The organism is Bradyrhizobium sp. 4, from assembly GCF_023100905.1.
GTDB lineage: Bacteria > Pseudomonadota > Alphaproteobacteria > Rhizobiales > Xanthobacteraceae > Bradyrhizobium.
On record NZ_CP064686.1, the window covers coordinates 1,988,053 to 2,008,799 of the forward strand.

At 65.2% G+C, this 20,747-nt stretch carries 13 protein-coding genes; 9 read left to right on the top strand and 4 right to left on the bottom strand.

Going from position 1 to position 20,747, the window contains the following annotated elements:
• Nucleotides 1–75: 75 nt before the first annotated feature.
• From nadC to nadA, 3 genes are read right to left on the bottom strand one after another with little or no spacing between them, the layout of a single operon-like run.
• Nucleotides 76–954: a carboxylating nicotinate-nucleotide diphosphorylase gene (gene nadC, locus IVB45_RS09075; RefSeq protein ID WP_247807610.1), complete on the bottom strand. Its 879-nt coding sequence runs from the start codon at nt 952–954 to the stop codon at nt 76–78.
• 11 nt (nt 955–965) lie between these two features.
• Nucleotides 966–2,570, bottom strand: a complete 1,605-nt coding sequence (locus tag IVB45_RS09080; protein WP_247807611.1) for an L-aspartate oxidase — start codon at nt 2,568–2,570, stop codon at nt 966–968.
• A gap of 9 nt (nt 2,571–2,579) precedes the next feature.
• A complete protein-coding gene (gene nadA, locus IVB45_RS09085; RefSeq protein ID WP_247356992.1) occupies nt 2,580–3,686 on the bottom strand; it encodes a quinolinate synthase NadA in 1,107 nt (368 codons plus the stop codon).
• Between the two features lie 329 nt (nt 3,687–4,015).
• Here nadA and IVB45_RS09090 point away from each other — a divergent pair, with 329 nt between their 5' ends.
• The 9 genes from IVB45_RS09090 (at nt 4,016) to IVB45_RS09130 (ending at nt 18,011) form a co-directional block, all read left to right on the top strand.
• Nucleotides 4,016–5,269 carry an MFS transporter gene (locus tag IVB45_RS09090; RefSeq protein WP_247291166.1) on the top strand — a complete coding sequence of 418 codons (1,254 nt, stop codon included), beginning with the start codon at nt 4,016–4,018 and terminating at the stop codon, nt 5,267–5,269.
• A gap of 40 nt (nt 5,270–5,309) precedes the next feature.
• A complete protein-coding gene (locus IVB45_RS09095) occupies nt 5,310–6,296 on the top strand; it encodes an MDR family oxidoreductase (protein ID WP_247356991.1) in 987 nt (328 codons plus the stop codon).
• Nucleotides 6,297–6,408: 112 nt separating this feature from the next.
• The gene (locus tag IVB45_RS09100; RefSeq protein WP_247291162.1) at nt 6,409–7,008 is read left to right on the top strand and encodes a hypothetical protein; all 600 of its coding nucleotides are present in this window, start codon (nt 6,409–6,411) and stop codon (nt 7,006–7,008) included.
• A 162-nt stretch (nt 7,009–7,170) separates the two neighbouring features.
• Complete coding sequence (locus IVB45_RS09105) at nt 7,171–7,422, top strand: hypothetical protein (RefSeq protein ID WP_247291160.1); 252 nt, start codon at nt 7,171–7,173, stop codon at nt 7,420–7,422.
• A gap of 207 nt (nt 7,423–7,629) precedes the next feature.
• Nucleotides 7,630–9,363: a methyl-accepting chemotaxis protein gene (locus tag IVB45_RS09110; RefSeq protein ID WP_247356990.1), complete on the top strand. Its 1,734-nt coding sequence runs from the start codon at nt 7,630–7,632 to the stop codon at nt 9,361–9,363.
• A gap of 328 nt (nt 9,364–9,691) precedes the next feature.
• Complete coding sequence (locus IVB45_RS09115) at nt 9,692–11,848, top strand: methyl-accepting chemotaxis protein (protein WP_247356989.1); 2,157 nt, start codon at nt 9,692–9,694, stop codon at nt 11,846–11,848.
• Between the two features lie 280 nt (nt 11,849–12,128).
• The gene (locus IVB45_RS09120) at nt 12,129–13,871 is read left to right on the top strand and encodes a methyl-accepting chemotaxis protein (RefSeq protein ID WP_247356988.1); all 1,743 of its coding nucleotides are present in this window, start codon (nt 12,129–12,131) and stop codon (nt 13,869–13,871) included.
• A gap of 192 nt (nt 13,872–14,063) precedes the next feature.
• Nucleotides 14,064–16,034, top strand: coding sequence for a HAMP domain-containing methyl-accepting chemotaxis protein (locus tag IVB45_RS09125; protein ID WP_247807612.1), 1,971 nt, complete (start codon nt 14,064–14,066; stop codon nt 16,032–16,034).
• Nucleotides 16,035–16,322: 288 nt separating this feature from the next.
• Nucleotides 16,323–18,011 carry a methyl-accepting chemotaxis protein gene (locus IVB45_RS09130; RefSeq protein ID WP_247356986.1) on the top strand — a complete coding sequence of 563 codons (1,689 nt, stop codon included), beginning with the start codon at nt 16,323–16,325 and terminating at the stop codon, nt 18,009–18,011.
• Between the two features lie 3 nt (nt 18,012–18,014).
• Here IVB45_RS09130 and IVB45_RS09135 read toward each other — a convergent pair whose 3' ends face one another.
• Nucleotides 18,015–20,720, bottom strand: a complete 2,706-nt coding sequence (locus IVB45_RS09135) for a DUF2339 domain-containing protein (RefSeq protein WP_247356985.1) — start codon at nt 20,718–20,720, stop codon at nt 18,015–18,017.
• Nucleotides 20,721–20,747 lie beyond the last annotated feature (27 nt).

Below are 20,747 nucleotides of genomic sequence, written 5' to 3' on the forward strand. Positions count from 1 at the left end.
CCACGTTCTTTGCACAGAGTTGCAAGGCGTGGATGGCCGGGACAAGCCCGGCCATGATGGAGAGGGAACCCCGCATCACGCCTCGATATCCAGTGCGCAGTCGAAATTCGGCGCCGAATGCGTCAGCGCACCGGCTGAGGCGTAGTCGACGCCGGTCGCCGCGATGGCTGCGATCGAGTCCAGGGTGACACCGCCGGATGCCTCCAATTCGAGGCGTCCCTCGTTGATCCCAACGGCTTCGCGCAACGTCGCAATGTCCATGTTGTCGAGCAGCACAGCGTCGGCAAGGCCTGTGTCAAGCACCTCGCGCAACTGCGGCAGCGTGTCGACCTCGATCTCGATCTTGACGAGGTGGCCGGCATGGGCGCGGGCGCGCTCCAGCACGGGGCGGATGCCGCCGGCGACCGCGATGTGGTTGTCCTTGATCAGGATCGCGTCGTCGAGCCCGAAGCGGTGATTGAAGCCGCCGCCGCAACGTACGGCGTATTTCTCCAACGCGCGCAGCCCAGGCGTAGTCTTTCGCGTGCAGCAGATTCTCATCCGGGTGCCCTCGGTCCGCGCAACATAGTCCGCCGTGAGCGTCGCAACACCCGACAGGCGGCCGACGAAATTCAGCGCCGTCCGCTCCGCCGTGAGGATGGCGCGTGCCGGCCCCGAGATCGTCAGCACCTGCTGTCCGCGGGCGACGCGCGCGGCGTCACGAACATGCGCGCGTATCTCGATGTCGGGCGAAAGCTTTTGCAAGGTGGCGAGGGCCAGCGGCAAGCCGGCGATCACGCCGGACTGCCGTGCGACCAGGACCGCTTGCGCCTTCGTTGCCTCGGGGATCGTCGCAAGCGCGGTGATGTCGCCGGCGCGGCCGAGATCCTCATCGAGCGCGCGGAGCACGGCCTCGTCGAGCGCGAGCGGGGAGAGAAAGGCGTCGGGATAGAGCAGAGAGGTCGGGGTGATCATGGCAGACTCCGTCAGGCGATCATGGGTTGCGCGGCTCGCGGTGTCGGGCGTTCGGTCAGACCGTCCGCGAATTCGCGCACTACTGTGAGCGTAGTCATGGTGCGTTGCGCGAGTGCGGGAACGTCCGCGGAATGGTCGGAGCGGAAATGCGCGCCGCGGCTCTCGCATCGGCTCCAGGCCGACGCCGCCACGAGCAGGGCGGCCGTTGCCATGTTGCGGACCGCGATGCTTGTGGCCTCGCGTTCGAACGCGGCGAAGCTGCGAACCGCTTCCGCAAGCCCGTCACCATCGCGGATCACACCGACATGTGCGCTCATCAGCGTCCGCAGCCGCTTCACGGCCGCGGCATCTGACGCGGCGCCGCGCGGCGGCACCAGCGCATCGGGAAGCCGGGCGGGCGAGGGGATGGCGCGGCCGGCGATGTCGTCGGCGATGCGCGCGGCGTAGACCACGGCCTCCAGCAGCGAATTCGACGCAAGCCGGTTTGCGCCATGCGCGCCGGTGGACGACACTTCGCCGCCGGCCCAGAGCCCGTCGATCGAACTGCGGCCACGATCGTCTACCGCGATGCCGCCCATGTGGTAGTGCGCGGCCGGTGCGATCGGGATGGGCTGCGTGGCGGGATCGATGCCGGCGGCGATACAGCTTGCATGAACGGTCGGGAATTTGTCGGCAAGACATGCACCCAGCGCCTGCCGCGCATCGAGGAAGGCGCCGCGCCCGGCCGCGATCTCCGCGAACACGCCGCGGGCCACGATGTCGCGCGGTGCAAGCTCGGCGAGCGGATGACGCGCCGCCATGAAACGCTCGCCACGGCCGTTGATTAGTGTCGCGCCTTCGCCGCGCAGCGCTTCCGTGGCGAGCGGCGCCGGATCGCGGCCGACCATGATGGCGGTCGGGTGAAACTGCACGAACTCGGAATCCGCGATGACCGCGCCTGCGCGTGCAGCAATCGCAAGGCCGGATCCGCTAGCCTCGCGCGGATTGGTGGTGACGGCATAGAGATGGCCGATGCCACCCGTGGCCAGCACCACCGTCCTAGCGGCGAGCAGGACAGGCCGTGCGGCGAAATTGTCGGCTTCGCGCAACTGAAGGCCGGTGACGGCGCCGTCCTCGGTCAACAGCGCCTCGGCGACGAAACCTTCGATCAGTCGGATCGACGGCGTGCGCCGCACGGCATCGCTCAGCGCCGCGATGATGGCGGCGCCCGCGCCATCGCCACGCACATGCACGATGCGGCGCGCCGAATGTGCGGCTTCGCGCCCGACTGCGAGCCTGCCTTCGAGATCGCGGTCGAACGGCACGCCATAGGCGAGAAGGTCGTGAATCCGCGGTGCGGCCTCGCGCGCGATCCCGAGAGCGACAGCTTCGTCGACGATGCCGCCGCCAACTGCAACCGTGTCCGCGGCGTGCGCTTCCGGCGTATCGCCTTCAGCCATTGCCGCGGCGATGCCGCCTTGCGCCCATGCGGACGACGCGCCCTGTCCGAGCGGCGCGGCCGAGATCAATGTCACGGGCCGCGGCGCGAGCTTGAGCGCGCAGAACAATCCGGCAAGGCCGCCGCCGACGATGATGACGTCGTCGGAGCGGGGGAGCGTGTTGATGTTGTTTGTCATGGCTTTATCTCAATTCTTTAAATTGATCATCCGCTCGACCGAGCGCCTTGCGCGGTCCGCAAGTGCGGGATCGATCGTCACTTCCTCGCGAAGCGTCAGCAGGCTCTCCAGAATGTTGGCGAGCGTGATGCGCTTCATGTGCGGGCAGATATTGCAGGGACGCAGCATCTCGACATCGGGCAGCTCGGCGCGGACATTGTCGGCCATCGAGCATTCCGTGATCATCACCAGCCGCCGCGGCCGCCGCTCACGCACCCAGTTGATCATGTGCGCGGTCGAGCCCGTGAAATCGGCCTCGGCCAGCACGTCCGGCGGGCATTCGGGATGAGCGATGATCTGCACGGAGGGATCGGCCTCGCGGTAGCTGCGCAGCTCGGCGCCAGTGAAACGCTCGTGCACCTCGCAGGCGCCCTTCCAGGCAATGATCTTCACGTCGGTCTTCGAGGCCACGTAGGTGGCGAGATAGCGGTCGGGCAGGAAGATCACGCTGGGCGCGTCGAGGCTCTCGACCACCTGGACCGCGTTCGACGAGGTGCAGCAGATATCGACCTCGGCCTTCACCTCCGCGGAGGTGTTGACATAGGCAACGACAGGCACGCCGGGAAATTTGTCACGGAGCAGGCGGACGTCGGCGCCGGTGATGCTGGCAGCGAGCGAGCAGCCGGCGCGCGTGTCAGGAATCAGCACCGTCTTGTCCGGATTGAGCAGTTTCGACGTCTCCGCCATGAAGTGCACGCCGCACTGGACGATGATGCCGGCCTTCACCCTGGTGGCTTCGACCGCGAGCTGGAGCGAATCACCGCCGATGTCGGCGACGCAGTGGAAGATCTCCGGCGCCTGGTAATTGTGGGCGAGGATTACCGCGCCCCGGGCCTGCTTCAGCTCGTTGATCGCCTTGATTGTCGGGGCCATCAGCGGCCATTCGATCGGCGGGATGGCGTGTTTCACGCGCTCGTAAAGCGGCGCGGTGGCTCGCTCGACCTCCGGCGTCCATTCCAGCGAAGGCATCGGCAGCGGAGGTCCGGTTCGCGCCTGCTCGGCCCGTGCCGGGGTGATGACGTAGCCCTGCGGCCGGTTGGCAAAGTCGTCGGGGCCGTAAATTCCAATTAGCGGCATCGAAGCCTCCGTGCATGTTATTTATACTCATCATGAGCATATATAGAACCTGAGAAATCCGGCCGACGGGCCGGAATTCCATTCGATATGCTCGATATGAGCAAATAACAAATAGCACGTCGTGTTGGGAGCCGCCAGATCTCGCCGCACACATTTCCGTCAAGTGGGGTGCTCGGCGCGTCGGACGAGGCCGCGAGGAAATGCAATGCTCCCGCGCCAGCTCTTTTCGGAATGCAATCGTTTTTGACTTGGGGTTTTCATGCAGATGCATTAAACGAGCTCGCTCGCGGCTGCCATTTGCGAAACCGCGACGACGCACGAGGAACAGCATGTCGACACAGATGGGTGAGCTCGGTTCGGTCTCCCGTTCCTCCTCCTGGCGCACGCCGGCGATCATCATTCTCTGCGGCTGCGCGATCGGGATGCTCGGCTTCGGCCCGCGCTCGGCGCTGGGCTTCTTCGTGCAGCCGATGAGTCATGAATATGCCTGGGGCCGCGACGTGTTCGGCCTCGCGATTGCCTTTCAGAATTTGCTGTGGGGACTGGGCCAACCCGTCGCCGGTGCGGTCGCCGATCGCTTCGGCCTGTTCCGGGTGATGTGCGTCGGCGCTCTGCTCTATGCCGGCGGCTTGCTCCTGATGCGCTATTCCTCGACGCCGCTGTCCCTCAACATCGGTGCTGGCGTCATGGTCGGCTTCGGTCTCGCCGGCTGCTCGTTCAATCTGGTGCTGTCGGCCTTTACCAAGCTCTTGCCGGCCGAGAAGCGCGGCCTTGCGCTCGGCGCCGGCACTGCGGCGGGATCGTTCGGGCAATTCCTGTTCGCGCCGATCGGTGTGGCCCTGATCGACAATTTCGGCTGGCAGCAGGCGCTCACCGTGTTCGGCTTCCTGATGCTGCTGATCATCCCGCTGGCGCTGGCGCTCTCGACGCCGCCGGTCGCAAGCACCGCAAACGCGCCGCCTGCGGACCAGCAGACCTTCACCAAAGCGCTCGCGGAAGCCTTCGGCCATCGCTCCTACGTGCTGCTGGTGCTCGGCTTCTTCACCTGCGGCTTCCAGCTTGCCTTCATCACGGTGCATCTGCCGGCCTTTCTGGTCGACAGCGGCATCTCCACGCAAATCGGCGGCTGGGTGATCGCCGCGATCGGCCTGTTCAACATCATGGGATCGCTGAGCGTCGGCTATCTCCAGAACAGCCTGCCCAAGCGCTACATCCTCTCGACCATTTATTTAACGCGCGCGCTTGCGACGCTTGCCTTCATCTCGTTCCCGATCACGCCGTTCTCGGCGATTGCGTTCGGCGCGGTCTCCGGCCTGACCTGGCTGTCGACCGTCCCGCCGACCTCGGCGCTGGTCGCGATCATGTTCGGCACGCGCTGGTTCGCCACCCTCTATGGCTTCGCCTTCGTCAGCCATCAGGTCGGCGGCTTCCTCGGCGTCTGGCTCGGCGGCATCGTGTTCGAGCGGTTCGGTTCCTACACGCCGATCTGGTGGCTCTCGATCCTGTTCGGCGTGCTCTCGGCGCTGATCAATCTTCCAATCGTGGAGAAACCGGTCCAGCGGGCGGTTGCGCAGCCTGCCTGATCGGCTAAACATCCCCTGAAACAAGTCAGGGAGTTTTGCTGTGGCGACGTTCAAGGCGATCCGGATCGACAAGGCGGACAAGGGCACCACCGCGCAGCTCACACAGTTCGACGAAGCCGAGCTGATGGAGGGCGACGTAACCGTCCGCGTGGAATGGTCGACCTTGAACTACAAGGACGGCCTTGCGCTCACCGGCAAGGCGCCGGTGGTGCGCCGCTTCCCGATGATTGCCGGCATCGATTTCGCCGGCACGGTCGAGCAGTCCTCGCATCCGCAATGGAAGGCGGGCGACAAGGTCGTCTGCACCGGCTGGGGCATGGGCGAGACGCATCTCGGGGCCTATGCCGAGAAGGCGCGGGTGAAAGGCGACTGGCTGGTCGCTCTTCCGCAGGGCCTGTCGGCGCGCGACGCCATGGCGATCGGCACCGCCGGCTTCACCGCGATGCTGTCCGTGCTTGCGCTGGAGAAGCACGGAGTATCGCCGAAGAGCGGTCCGGTCGTGGTGACCGGCGCGGCGGGCGGCGTTGGCTCGGTTGCGACCGCCGTGCTCTCAAAGCTCGGCTATCACGTCATCGCGTCCACCGGCCGTGCGTCCGAAGCGGACTATCTGAAAGAGATCGGCGCGACGGAGGTGATCGACCGCAACGAATTGTCGGCGGCCGCCAAGCCCATTGCGAGGGAGCGCTGGGCGGGTGGCGTCGACAGCGTCGGCTCGACCACGCTCGCAAACCTGTTGTCGATGACGAAGTACGGCGGCGCGATCGCGGCGTGCGGCTTGGCTGCCGGCATGGACCTGCCGTCTTCCGTCGCTCCCTTCATTTTGCGCGGGGTGTGCCTTCTCGGCATCGATTCCGTGATGTGTCCGATCGAGCCGCGGAAAGCCGCCTGGCAGCGCCTGGCGTCCGATCTGGATCGGACAAAACTAGCTGAAATTACTCACGAAATTTCGCTTTCCGACGTTCCGGAGTGGGGCGCGAAAATCCTGGCCGGCCATGTCCGCGGTCGCACCGTTGTAAAAATTGTCTAACGGCGTTCAGACTTTACCAACCATGCTGCTTCAATGTCGCCATGGTTAGTATGGTAAGCAGCGGGTAAAGAGATAAGGCATAGCCCGCTGCGGGGTTGGTTCGGAGTTGAGCATGCTTGCGCGTATTGTGTTGGGGGCGGTCACGGCGGTAGCGACGCTTGCGCCGGCCATTGCTGGAAGCATGAACGCCGATGAGGCGCGCCGCTTCGTCGCCGGGAAGGTGTTTGCTTTCACCTGCTTTGACGGCACCCGCGGCGCTGGCCGCATCATGGACGACCTCGGCGCCGCCGGCGCCGTGCAGTTCTCGGGTGCAGGTCCGGTGAAACATCTCCGCCTGCCCGGCAACACGCTTCAGATCCGCGGCCAGAACGTCTGCGCCTCCATCAAGGGCATTCCGTTCGAGCCCTGTTTCAACCTTGAAAAGACCGACGATCGCAGTTTCCGCGGCTCGGTATCGGGGATGGGCTTCGCCTATTGCGACTTCCATCATCAGGGCGGCAACCAGATGCTGATGGCGCGCGCCGTGGCGCGGCCGCGCTCGCTGCGCACTTCGGAACACACGGGTTCGGTCGGCACGCCCAACACCGAAGTCGCCGCGCGTGTCGAGACCCCGCGCGTCGAGAGTAGCCGGCTCGAGCCGGTGAAGCCGCAAGTCAAATCGGAGCCCGCCAGGGACGAGGCCCCGCTGGAGCTGCGCCGCTCCACCCAGTGAATTGGTGCGCGGGACAGTCCGCGCACTTTGTCGTTGAGAGCTGCCATCAGACACGAAGCCGCCGCGCCGTAGTCATACGGACGGCGGCTTTCATGCGTTGGTAGCTGTTCGCGCCCCAGTTTGCGTACGGCCGGGGGCGCGGCCCGATAAAAGGGTTCAACGATGTCGCTGTACTTCTTCCGTATCAGCACGGGCCGCTATTCCGGTGCTGCCGACCAGCCATATGAGTTCGAGGACCGCGCCGCGGCCTGGACCGAGATGACCGAAGTCTGTGCCAATCTGCTCGGCGGCATCTCGCGCAGCCTGAAGCCGAACGCCGAATGGCGCATGGAGCTGCTCGACGAGAACAAGGAGCCGGTGTTCCGGATTAGCCTGATCGGCGAGGGCCAAAAGGCCCTTGGTCGCACTGGTTAGAAATCGGGCATCCTACCGCCGCGTGTGGTTAACCTGTTAAGCGCGCAGACCGTGCCGTTTTTCAAGGGATTTTCCGGTAAGTCCGGTATTTGTCCGGGGGCGATCGTTAACCGGATCACCACACCTGAAGCTCAGTTTTTAGGCAAGGGCGATCAACGCCGAGGGCGGCCGACAATGACTTGGCCGCGCAACCCGGGAAACGCCCTCATGTCGAGACTCATCCAGAATCTGCAAATCGGTACCAAGCTCGCGCTCGCTTCGGCGTTCGGCGTTATTCTCGTCGGCGCCATGATCGCGAGCCAGGTCATGGGCAACAACACCGTGCGTCATTCCAACCAGGCAGCGATTGCGCAGCAGGAATTGGTGCGCGAGGCCACCGAAGCCAAGCTTGGGATACGCGGCTTGCAACTCGCCGTACGGGACATGCGTCTCGCCAACAATCAGGGTGACTTGCAAAAGGCGAGCGAGCTTCTGCTGGAGCGGTCGAAAGCACTGAACGGCGTTGTCGATTCCATGCTCAGGTTGTCGCACGCCCCGGAAAACCGCGCGCGGATGGAGAAGCTCAAGTCTACGTCGGCCGATTACCTGAAGGGCGCGCAGCAGAACGCCTCTGTTCGCAGCGAGGCCATTGCGGTTGCGGCCACGGACCCCGTCCGCGCCGCCAAGATTTCCGAGGAAGGCGCGCGCCAGATCCGCGAGGTGACGCTGCCGCTTGCCACACAGCTGGACAATTTGACCAGCGAGATTGCCGATTTCGCCAAGCACAAGAGCGATGAAGAAATCGCTGCCGCGAGCCAGGAGATGGCCGCGAGCGAGCGTCTCGGCATGGTGGTCGGTGCGTGCGCCGTGCTCGTCCTCATCGGTTCGTGGTTGATGTCCTTCCTGACCATCGCGCGGCCGATCCGCGCGCTCACGGTTGCCATGGACAAGCTCGCTGGTGGTGACTTCTCTGTTGTCCTGCCGGGTCTCGGCCGCAAGGACGAGGTCGGCGGCGTTGCCGGTGCCGTCGAGAAATTCAAGATCGTGTCGGAGCAGAAGGCGCGCGAAGAAGTGGAAGCCAAGATGCGACAGGACCAGGTGGCGGCCGAGCAGCGCAAGGCCGATATGCGCAGGCTTGCCGACAGTTTCGAAGGCGCCGTCGGCGAGATCGTCGATACGGTCTCCTCCGCCGCGACAGAGCTCGAGGCTTCGGCCTCGACGCTGACCTCGACGGCGGAGCGGGCACAGGAGTTGACGATAGTGGTGGCCGCAGCTTCGGAGGAAGCCTCGACCAACGTGCAGTCGGTCGCGTCGGCCACGGAGGAGCTGTCGTCCTCGATCACCGAGATCAGCCGCCAGGTGCAGGAATCGGCGCGGGTCGCGAGCGAGGCGGTAACCCAGGCCCGAACCACGACCGACCGTGTCGGCGAATTGTCCAAGGCGGCGGCGCGCATTGGCGACGTGGTCGAGCTGATCAACACCATCGCCGGCCAGACCAATCTGCTGGCACTCAATGCCACCATCGAGGCCGCGCGCGCCGGCGAAGCCGGTCGCGGCTTTGCCGTGGTGGCTTCCGAAGTGAAGGCGCTGGCGGAGCAGACCGCGAAGGCGACCGGCGAAATCGGCCAGCAGATTTCGGGCATTCAGGCGGCGACGCAGGACTCGGTCGCCGCCATCAGCGCCATCAGCAACACCATTGAAAAGCTGTCCGAGATATCGTCCACGATCGCTGCGGCCGTCGAGGAGCAGGGCGCGGCGACGCAGGAGATCTCGCGCAACGTGCAGCAGGCGGCCGAAGGCACCCATCAGGTCTCGTCCAACATCACCGACGTGCAGCGCGGTGCAGGCGAAACCGGCTCGGCATCGTCGCAGGTGCTGGCAGCCGCGCAGTCGCTGTCCGGCGACAGCAACCGCCTCAAGCTTGAGGTCGGCAAATTCCTCGATTCAGTGCGCGCTGCCTAAGAACCTCGTTCCAGACAGTTAGAGAGACGCCCTGCCTCTCTCAGGCGGGGCGTTTTTGCATCCGATCGCCGCCGCGAACGTCTCGCGCATGCCTTCGGCGAACATCGGCTGCAAAAGCAAACGGCGGCGACCTCCAGCTGAAATTTACAACTTACTCGCGAAATTATCTCTTCCATTTCAATTATTTGGGCTGAAATCTCAGTATTTCTCCGGGCCCTCCCGTTAACCAGAATGCGAAACTCGAGGACTAGATTCTCCGGCAAGGGCGATCAACGTCCATGCAGCCGGCAAGGACTTGGCTGCGTGTTTCCTTTGGGGGAAACTTAGCATGTTGAGCCCTGCTCATCATCAGCAGGTCCGAACTCAGGCCGCCAGCGCGTGGAGTCGGCTTGGAAATGTTCGGATCGGCACGATCTTGCCGATCATCATCTCTGCCCTGGTCTTGCTGGGGTTGGCCTCGGCTGGATTCATCGCCTATGAGGCCATCCTCAAGAGGCGAGAGTCCGAGGCATTCCTGAAGGTCAATGCAGTTGCCCATCTGCTGCTGCGCAGCGCAGGACATTGGGCGATTGAACGCGGGCTGACCAACGCCGTGCTGAAGTCTCCTGATGTCGTCAGCCCCGAGCGCCGTGCCGAAATCGCCAGGGCGCGCGCGACGGCCGACGAGGCCTTTCGCCAAGCCGCCCTCGATATCAGCGCGATTCCCGAAATGACGGCGGGGCAAAGACAGATTGCGGACGCCGCGGCGAAATTTGAGGCGCTGCGTCTCTTGCGTGAGAAGGCCGATGCGGGAATGTCGCGCCCGCGCGTCGAACGCGAGCCTGACCTCGTAGATGGCTTCGCGCCGACAATTACGGAGGTGATCGACGTCGCGAGCAACCGCTTGCGGCTGACGCTCGAAACGCTCACCAGCCCGCCCGTGGCAAGGCTGGCTCAGCTCATCGGCTTGCGACATCTGACAGCTCAGATGGCCGAGAATGCCGGAAGGGAGCGGGCCCTGCTGGCTGGAGTCGTCGGTGCGCGCGCGAAGCTAGGGATGGAGGGCTATGAGCGCCTTTCGGCGCTGCGAGCCAAGGTCGAACTCGCATGGGACACGGTATTGCCGGTGCGGCTGCGCTCCGACCTCGCCGTGCAGATCGGCGAGGCGATGACGGAGGTCGAGAAGTCCTATTTTGGAGCCTACGGCGAAACGCGGGCAATTGTGCTCGCCGGTGGCGAAGGCGGGGACTACAAGATCACCGGACCCGAATACTTCACGCGGGCTACTGCCGGCATCAATGCGGTGCTGAAGCTCGGTGAAGCCATTGGCGCGGCCGCTGACCGCGAAGCCACCATGCAGGCAGAAGGCAGCACTCGTAATTTCGCTTTCACGGCCGTGTTGCTCTGCGCCTCGGTGATGCTCGCTGGCCTCAGTTTCTGGATCACCTTTGGCCGGATCCTCAAGCCGCTATCAGCCATTTCGGTTGCGATGGGTGGGCTCGCCAATGGCGACTTCACGACGGTCGTGCCAGGCACCCGCCGAGGTGACGAGGTCGGCGAGATGGCGCGGACCGTCGAAGTCTTCAAGCAAAACGGCCTCGAAGTCGAACGCATGCGCGGCGATCACGCTGCGGCCGAGCGGCGGGCAGACGAGCAGCGCAAGGCGGATATGCGGAAGCTGGCCGACGGCTTCGAAGCCGCCATCGGGGAGATTGTCGATACCGTGTCCTCGGCAGCGACCGAACTCGAAGCCTCGGCGTCGACGCTCACATCGACCGCGGAGCGCGGGCAGCAGCTCACGACCATGGTTGCTGCGGCCTCCGAGGAGGCGTCGACCAACGTGCAGGCGGTGGCGTCGGCGACCGAGGAGCTGTCGTCCTCTATCACCGAGATCAGCAGGCAGGTGCAGGAATCGGCCCGCGTGGCCAACGAAGCTGTCGGCCAGGCGCGTGTCACCACCGAGCGTGTCAGCGAATTGTCCAAGGCGGCGACGCGGATCGGCGACGTGGTCGAGCTGATCAACACCATCGCGGGTCAGACCAATCTCCTGGCGCTCAACGCGACCATCGAGGCCGCGCGCGCCGGCGAAGCCGGTCGCGGCTTTGCGGTCGTCGCCTCCGAGGTCAAGGCACTCGCCGAACAGACCGCGAAGGCCACCGGCGAGATCGGGCAGCAGATCGCCAGCATCCAGACCGCGACCGAGCATTCGGTCGACGCAATCAAGGACATCAGCGGCACTATCGAGAAGCTCTCGGAGATTTCCTCCACCATCGCGGCTGCCGTGGAAGAGCAGGGCGCGGCGACACAGGAAATCTCCCGCAACGTGCAGCAGGCGGCGGAAGGCACCCATCAGGTCTCGGCCAACATCACCGACGTGCAGCGCGGGGCGAGCGAGACCGGCTCGGCGTCGTCGCAGGTGCTGGCGGCGGCCCAGTCGCTCTCCGGAGACAGCAACCGCCTTAAGCTCGAGGTCGGCAACTTCCTCGATACCGTGCGCGCAGCGTGACGCGGCATCGCGCAGTCGCAACCGAATCCGAAATCGGTTGCGTCTGCGGAGCGACCTCGTAGGGGGTAGACGTTAACGCACGCGGACCTCGCAAATTCGCGAAGCATGTTCCGATTGCGCGGGATAGTTGCGGTAACCCGGCAATTCGAGCGGCGCATTCAGTATTTCTACCTAAGCGGCGCCGCTCTCGCGCTTAACGTTAATGGAGGGCTCGTCAGATATCCTTCCCAGCTGTTCACGCGCTTGGTCGCGACAATGCGTATCCCAAGGATATTTTTCGATGATGATCATTCAGAACCTGCGAATTGGCACCAAGCTCGCCATCACCTCGGCGCTGACCCTCGCGCTCGTCGCCGTGATGATCCTCCTCCAGATGAGCGGAGGCGCCGAGGTCCAGAAGTTCGGCGATGGCGCATCGAGACAGCAGGCGATCGCGCTCAATGCCGCGGAAGCGAAATCGTCGGTGCGGGGCATGCAGATCGGCATTCGCGACATCCTGATGTCGAGCTCACCGACCGAGATGCAGAAAGCCGCCAGCTATTTCAATGACCGGCAGACGTCGGCCCTGAAGTTCTCGGGTGAAATGGCAAGGCTTTCGCAATCGCCGGAGAACCACAAGCGTATCGACCGCCTGACCGTGTTGATCGGAAATTTCCAGAAGGGCGAGCAGCAAATCGAGGCGATCCGCAAGCAGGAGCTCGCACTCGAGTCGAAGAAGGACGGCGAAGCGGCGACGCAGTTGGCAAAGCTGACCGCCGAGATCGACCGCATCCGCAAGGAAACGTTGGCGCCGATCAACGCGGAGATATCGGAGCTCGCCGACGAAATCACGAACTTTGCCAAGCACAGGAGTGAGGAGGCGCGCACGGCGGCGGAAGCGCAGGCTGCGTCCGTTGCGCGGACGTCATTGATCGCAGGCGTGCTGGTCGCGCTCGTCCTGATCGGCGCCTGCGTCTTCTCGATCTTCAGCATTGCCCGTCCGATGCGCGCCCTGACTGCCGCAATGGAGAAGCTCGCCGGCGGCGACTTCGCCGTGGTGCTGCCGGGCCTCGGCCGCAAGGACGAGGTCGGCGGCGTTGCCGGTGCCGTCGAGAAATTCAAGACCGTATCCGAGCAGAAGGCGCGCGAAGAAGCGGAAGCCAAGATGCGACAGGACCAGGTGGCGGCCGAGCAGCGCAAGGCCGATATGCGCAGGCTTGCCGACAGTTTCGAAGGCGCCGTCGGCGAGATCGTCGATACGGTCTCCTCCGCCGCGACAGAGCTCGAGGCTTCGGCCTCGACGCTGACCTCGACGGCGGAGCGGGCACAGGAGCTGACGATAGTGGTTGCTGCGGCCTCCGAGGAGGCCTCGACCAACGTGCAGTCGGTTGCCTCTGCGACCGAAGAGCTGTCGTCCTCGATCACCGAGATCAGCCGCCAGGTGCAGGAATCGGCGCGGGTCGCGAGCGAGGCGGTAACCCAGGCCCGAACCACGACCGACCGTGTCGGCGAATTGTCCAAGGCGGCGGCGCGCATTGGCGACGTGGTCGAGCTGATCAACACCATCGCCGGCCAGACCAATCTGCTGGCGCTCAATGCCACCATCGAGGCGGCACGCGCCGGCGAAGCTGGTCGCGGCTTTGCCGTGGTGGCTTCCGAAGTGAAGGCGCTGGCGGAGCAGACCGCGAAGGCGACCGGCGAAATCGGCCAGCAGATTTCCGGCATTCAGGCGGCGACGCAGGACTCGGTCGCCGCCATCAGCGCCATCAGCAACACCATTGAAAAGCTGTCCGAGATATCGTCCACGATCGCTGCGGCCGTCGAGGAGCAGGGCGCGGCGACGCAGGAGATCTCGCGCAACGTGCAGCAGGCGGCCGAAGGCACTCATCAGGTCTCGTCCAACATCACCCACGTGCAGCGCGGTGCAGGCGAAACCGGCTCGGCATCGTCGCAGGTGCTGGCAGCCGCGCAGTCGCTGTCCGGCGACAGCAACCGCCTCAAGCTCGAGGTCGGCAAGTTCCTCGACACCGTGCGCGCCGCCTGACGGCGCATATCATGAGAGAACTGCAACCGCCGCGCGTAGAAGCGCGGCGTTTGCGCGCGTGCATATTGCGGAGCCGCGACGAAGACCGCGCAGGGTTAACCTTCCGGAAAACCGATGCAGTCATGATGCCCGCAATATTCCGGGCGCTGAGTCGCCCTCCCGTATTGCGTATCGACGTATTGGAGCACACTCATGAGCGGCCTTTCCATCCGTCTCACCCACAAGGTCATGGCGATCGGACTTTTCGGTCTCGTCGGCCTCGTCGCTTTTGGCTCGATCTACCAGATCGGCAGCCTGTCCCAGGATGCCTCCCGTGCCGTCGCCAACCGCGCTCGCGCGATCGCTGACCTCGACAAGCAGCTCTCCATCGAGATGCTGGAGGCCCGCCGCAACGAGAAGAACTTTCAGCAGCGCCGCAACGAGAGCTACGCCAAGGCCCATGCCGAATTGATCGGGCCGATCAATCGCGATTTCGACGAGGTGGAGCGGCTGATGTCGGCCGGCGGCTTGGGCGCGCTGTCCGACCGGATGAAGCAGGCCCAGGACGGCTTCAAGCGATACGCGTCGGACTTCGGCGCATTGGTGGCCGCGGAGACCCGGCTCGGCCTAAACGAGACTCTGGGCCTCTCCGGCTCGCTCCGCGCCGCCGTGCACGACATCGAGGCCAAGCTCAAGGAGATCGACGATCCCAGGTCCACCAGCTGGATGCTGATGATGCGCCGGCACGAGAAGGACTTCATGCTGCGGCGCGACCCAAAATACATCGCCGAGATGAAGAAGGCCGCAGTCGAGTTCTCCAAGGCGATAGAGGTCGTCGCAATCCCTACGGCAGTGATGAACGACATCACAGCCAAGCTGCAGAAATACCAGTCCGAGTTCACGGCGTGGGTGGAGACGGCGCAGCAAACTGCGGCCCTCGACGCCAGCATGATGAAAACGTTCCGTGGGTTAGAACCGAGCATGATCGAGGTGCGCAACACAGTCGAAGACCTCTACAGGAAGGCCGACGTTGCGGAAGCTGCGACCCGCGATGCCGTGCGCATGTGGATGATGGTCGCCTTCGGCGTTACCGTCGTCGTGCTCGCCGCGGTCGGCTTCCTTCTGGGGCGTTCGATCTCGAAGTCGCTTGCCGGCATGGTCGGTGCGATGACGCGGCTTGCGCGCGGCGAGCTTTCGATTTCCGTCCCCGGCGTCGGGCGCAGGGACGAGATCGGCGAGATGGCCGGCGCCGTCGAGGTGTTCAGGACCAGCATGGCGGCGGCCGAGCGGCTGCGCATCGAGCAGATCGAGGCCGAGGCGCGCGGGCACCAGCAGCGCAAGGCCGACATGCACCGGCTCGCGGATAATTTCGAAGGCGCGGTTGGCGAGATCATCGATACTGTTTCGTCGGCTGCAACCGAGCTCGAAGCATCTTCGAACACGCTGACGCAGGCCGCCGAGCGCGGCAACGGGCTTGCCACCGTCGTGGCGGCCGCCTCCGAAGAGGCCTCCGCGAACGTGCAGTCGGTGTCTTCAGCGAGCGAGGAAATGACCTCCTCGATCTCCGAGATCAGCCGCCAGGTGCAGGAATCGGCGCGTGTCGCCGATGTCGCGGTCGAGCAGGCCCAGCGCACCAATGCGCGCGTCGCCGAGCTGACCAAGGCCGCCTCCCGCATCGGCGACGTGGTCGAGCTGATCAACACCATCGCCAGCCAGACCAATCTGCTGGCGCTGAATGCAACGATCGAGGCGGCGCGGGCGGGCGAAGCCGGCAAGGGCTTTGCCGTGGTCGCGACCGAAGTGAAGGCGCTCGCCGAGCAGACTGCAAAAGCCACCGGCGAGATCGGCCAGCACATCGGTGCGATCCAGAACGCGACGCAAGACTCGGTCGGTGCGATCAAGGAGATCGGCAACACCATCGCGCGGATGTCGGAGATCTCGTCGGCCATCGCCGCCGCGGTCGAGGAGCAGGGCGCCGCTACCCAGGAGATCTCCCGCAACATCCAGCACGCCGCGCACGGCACCTCGGAAGTCTCGGCAAATATCGGCGACGTTCAGCGCGGCGCAGGCGAAACCGGGGCCGCCTCGGCGCAGGTGCATTCGGCTGCGCAATCGCTGTCGCAGGAGAGCAACAGGCTCAAGAGCGAGGTCGCGCGCTTCCTTGAATCGGTACGGGCGGCGTGACAGCCGCTGCCGCGTTGGTCGCATGTTGCGGCGCAAGCGGACCGGCTGCGCGTGGCAGTATGAGGTGGCTGCGAGCTGCAACAGATGGTTGCAAGAGAAATTGCGACTGTCGGAAGTGTCCCGTAATTTTACGTAGGTCCCTGTTAACGCCTACTTGCGACTATAGGTGCAATCTCACGGGATAAGAACCAGCCAGCATTGTTGAACTGACCTCCGTCTCGCCATCTTCGTGGCGATTTGCGGCGCAGGTGGTTTGCGTGTTGCGAGGTAACATCGGGATTTGTCGTGATGTCGAAATTGTCCATCGTCTTCAAGCTTCTGGCCGTGCTGTCGGTCCTCGTCCTTTCGCTCGCCGGTGTCGGCGTGACGGCGATCGGCACCATGCAGAACATCAATTCCCATACGGTCGAGATCGCTGAGAGCTGGCTGCCCAGCGTGCGCGCGCTCGGCTCGCTTCGCGCCGACATCAACGAGCTGCGCGTCGCGCTGCGTCTGCATCTGATGCAGGACAGCGTTGAGGGCAAGGACGCCGCCGAGAAGCGCCTCGCCTCGCTCCGGGCGCGTATCGACCAGACGCGCAAGGTCTACGAGCCGCTGATCACCTCCGCCGAAGAGCGCTCGCTCTATGGGCAATGGAGCACGGCGTGGGCCGAGTATCTGAACGGCGTGCAGGACGTGATGGCGCTGTCGCGCAAGAATGTCGGCCGCTTCCCGGCCGACGCCAACGAGCTACTGCAGACCAAGGTTGCGAAGATGGCCCAGGCCGCCGACCCCCTGCTTCAGAAGGGCATCGAGCTCAACAACCGCGGCGCCGAGCTTGAGACGAAGCAGGCCGCCGATAGCTACGCGATGATCTTCCGCGTGCTGGTCGGCATCATCGTGCTCTCGGTCGTGATCGCGATCGGCGCCGCCTATTATCTCGTGCGCGACGTTTCTCGTGGCATTGCCTCAATCATCCGCCCGATGCAGTCGCTCGGCGAGGGCGACCTTTCGGCCGAGGTGCCGCATCGCGGCGAGAAGACCGAGATCGGATCGATGGCGGATGCACTGCAGATCTTCAAGGAGGCGCTGATCGCCAAGAAGGCCGCCGACGAGGCCGCTGCGCGCGATGCCGAAGCCAAGATCGAACGCGGCCGCCGTGTCGACGCCATCACCAGCAAATTCGAAGCCATGATCGGCGAGGTGGTCGGGACCGTGTCCTCGGCCTCGACCGAGCTCGAGGCCTCCGCCTCGACGCTGACCAACACCGCGCAGCGCGGACAGGAACTCGCGACCGTCGTCGCGGCCGCCTCCGAGGAAGCCTCGACCAACGTCCAGGCGGTGGCATCCGCTTCGGAGGAGCTGTCGTCCTCCATCACCGAGATCAGCCGCCGCGTGCAGGACTCGGCGCGAATGGCCGCTGAGGCCGTCGAGCAGGCGACGCGGACCAACGACCGCGTCAATGCGCTGTCGCAGGCTGCCTCCCGCATCGGCGATGTCGTCGAGCTCATCAACACCATCGCGGGCCAGACCAATCTGCTGGCGCTGAATGCGACCATCGAGGCCGCACGTGCCGGCGAAGCGGGCCGCGGATTCGCGGTCGTCGCGTCCGAGGTCAAGGCATTGGCTGAGCAGACTGCGAAAGCAACGGGCGAGATCGGGGCGCAGGTCGCGGGCATCCAGGCGGCGACGCAGGAATCGGTCAGTGCCATCCAGGAGATCGGCGGCACCATCGAGCGGCTGTCCGAGGTGGCTGCAGCCATTGCCGCTGCCGTCGAGGAGCAGGGCGCCGCCACGCAGGAAATCTCGCGTAACGTGCAGCAGGCCTCGGTCGGCACGCAGGAGGTCTCGTCGAACATCACGAACGTGCAGCGCGGCGCGATCGAGACTGGCGAGGCTTCCACCGAGGTACTGTCGGCGGCGAAATCGCTGGCGACGGACAGCACCCGTCTCAAGGTCGAGGTCGCGCAATTCCTGGAATCGGTTCGCGCGGCCTGATCCTCACATGCTCGTCTGCGGAGCCGGCGGCGGTGCGACCTGCCGCCGGAACAGGATGCGCTGGTAGAGCCAGCCGATCGCGACCAGCACGATGCCGAGGCACATGAACGACAGCGCGCGGTAGACGCCTGTCAGCGTCGACATGTCGATGACGAACGCCTTCAGGATCGTCAACGCGATCACGACCGCCGACGCCAGCCGCGCCCGCTCGGAATTGACGAGAATGCCGACGCCCAGCAGCACCACGCCGAAGCCGAGCCAGCCGATCGAATAGGTATATTGCTCGGCGCCCGTCGTCGCCCCGCTGGAGAGGATCGGACCGTGATAGAAGCGGCGGATCTCCAGCGTGACATAGGCCAACGCGAACAGCAGCGCACCGCCCGCAATCGTGTTGGCGTAGGCCTTGCCGCGTTCGCCGGCCACGGCATAGGACAGCAGCAGCATCAGCACCGCTGGCAGCGCGTAGCCGAGCAGCAGCAGGTTGAACACGGCGCCGCCGACGTCGGTGCGCCACAGCAGCGGGTTCTCCAGGATCAAGAGGCCGAACACGCTGACGAGCCCGCCGATCGCCGTGAGCACGACCGCGCCGACATTGTGCACGATGCTGCGGCTGCGCTGCCGCAGACGCTCCAGCCCGATCGCCATGGCGAGCGCGACGCAGGCCTGCAGCGCGCATTCGAGCAGCGACGGTGCTGACGTCACGTCGCCGCCGGTCGCAAAATGGCGGATCTCCATGAAGGCGAGCAGCGCGGTGAACAGGATAGCGGCGCTCTCGACCATGCGCAGCGGGGCGTCGTCGGCGCGTCGGCGAAGGAACAGGCTCGCTGCCCAGAACGATGCCGCCGGCAGTCCGTAGCCCCACAACAGCCAGTTGAAGATCGGCGTGGTTCCGACGGCGTCGCCGACGATGCGCGGATCATAGCCGATACGTGCGGTGACGAGGCCGGCGAAGATCGCGGCCAGCCAGCGCAGGAACGGGATTGGCCGCTGCATCGAGATCCAGGCGGTGCCGAGCGACATCAGCGCCAGTGAGATCGTGAGCCAGCCCTTCTCCAGCGCAAATGTCAGCGCCAGCGCCAACGCACCGAGCGTGCCGGTCGCGAACAAGGCCGTGGAAATCATGGCGCCCGGCCGGGTCTCGCGGCGCGCAAGGGCTTCGGTGGCAGCACCAAAGGCGGCGGCGAGCAGCACCGCGAGGATGGCGAACGGAATCGAGCGGTCGAGATGCGCGATGCGTGCGTAGAGCGCGACCAGGATCGCGATCGGCGTCGCGACAGCCGCGACCGACCACACCACTGGAATGATCGCCGAGTTCGAACGGCCCTGCGCGAGGAAGCCCGCGATGCCGAAGCCGGCGGCGAAGATCGCCGCCATCACCAGATGCAGCGTCACCGCAGTGTCGATCGCCGTCGGTGCGATGCCGGCGATGGGGCCGCCCGGCAGCACCAGCATGTCGGGATTGGCGCGCACCGCCCATTCGGCGAACACGACGAAGACGGTTGCGGCGGCTGCGCCGAGCGCGCCGGTGGTCGCCGGCGCGCGCCAGGCGACAAGCAGCGTCGCGCCGACCAGCAGCGCGAAGGCGATCAGCGCCAGGTCCGCATGCGCGCTCGACAGCACGATCAGCATCGCGCCGAACAGATAGGCGCCGAGCGAGCCCGACGAGACCGGTTCGATCTCGCCGTCCTGGATCGTCGGGCCGAACATGAAGCCGCAGACCACGAGAAGAGCGGCAAGAACGAAGCCTGCGATCACATGGAAAGCGTGCGGCGCGACCTGCAAGTCGCCGGTATCGAGCCCCGGGAAGATCCAGAGCACGGCGAAGGCGATGGTGGTGACTGCAAGCCAGCGCCACAACCGGATACGGGCGAGGCCGAAGCTCGCAGCGGTGACGATCGCGAGATAGATGTAGAGCGCCCAATAGTCCGGCTTGCCGCTGGAGACGAGGATCGGCGTCACGAACGCGCCGACCACGCCGAGGCCCGCGAGCGCGGGCCCGTGCAGCAGCGCCGCGGCCAGCGTGCCGAGCGCAACGAGGCCGAGCAGCACGAAGGCGGTCGCGGGGACGAGGAAGCCATAGAGCGCGTAAGCTGCGTAGATGGTCGCAAATGCCACCGCCGTACCGGCAGCGGTGAGGATCGCGGGAATGTTGGCGATCGGCAGCGCGGCGATATTGGAGATGCTCTCTTTGCGGCGTGACCATTCGCCGGCCCCCAGCAGCGCCAGCGCGAATACGCCGCCAAGGAACACGCGCACGCCGGGGCCGACGAGGCCGGCCTCGATCGAATAGCGCACCATGAAGAAGCCGCCGAGCGCGAGCGCAAGGCCGCCGATCCACACCACCCAGCGCGTGCCGAGCCGTTCCTCGAAGCCGGGCGCGGGTGCGGGCAGCGGCGGCGCGTCGGCCTCGGTGTTCGCTGCGAGCGGTGGCGGCGAAACATCCTCGGGGACGAGCGGGGGCGGCGCCTCGGCTCCTGGTTCGGCTTGGGGCACAAGTGGCGGCGGCGCTGCGGAAGTCGTCGCGGACGCTTCAGCCCACACATCTGCCGGGATCCGCGGCGGCTGCACGGGCCGTTGCGCGTGGAACGTCTCTTCGAGCGAGCTTAGCCGTCGTCGCAGCTCAGACGCTTGGCTGGAGGCCTTAATCGCGATGATGAAAGCGATGACCGCAATGATCAGCGCGAAGACGTCAAACGGGCCGTCAGACATAAAGCCTCCAGGCAATCGGCGGGCAGG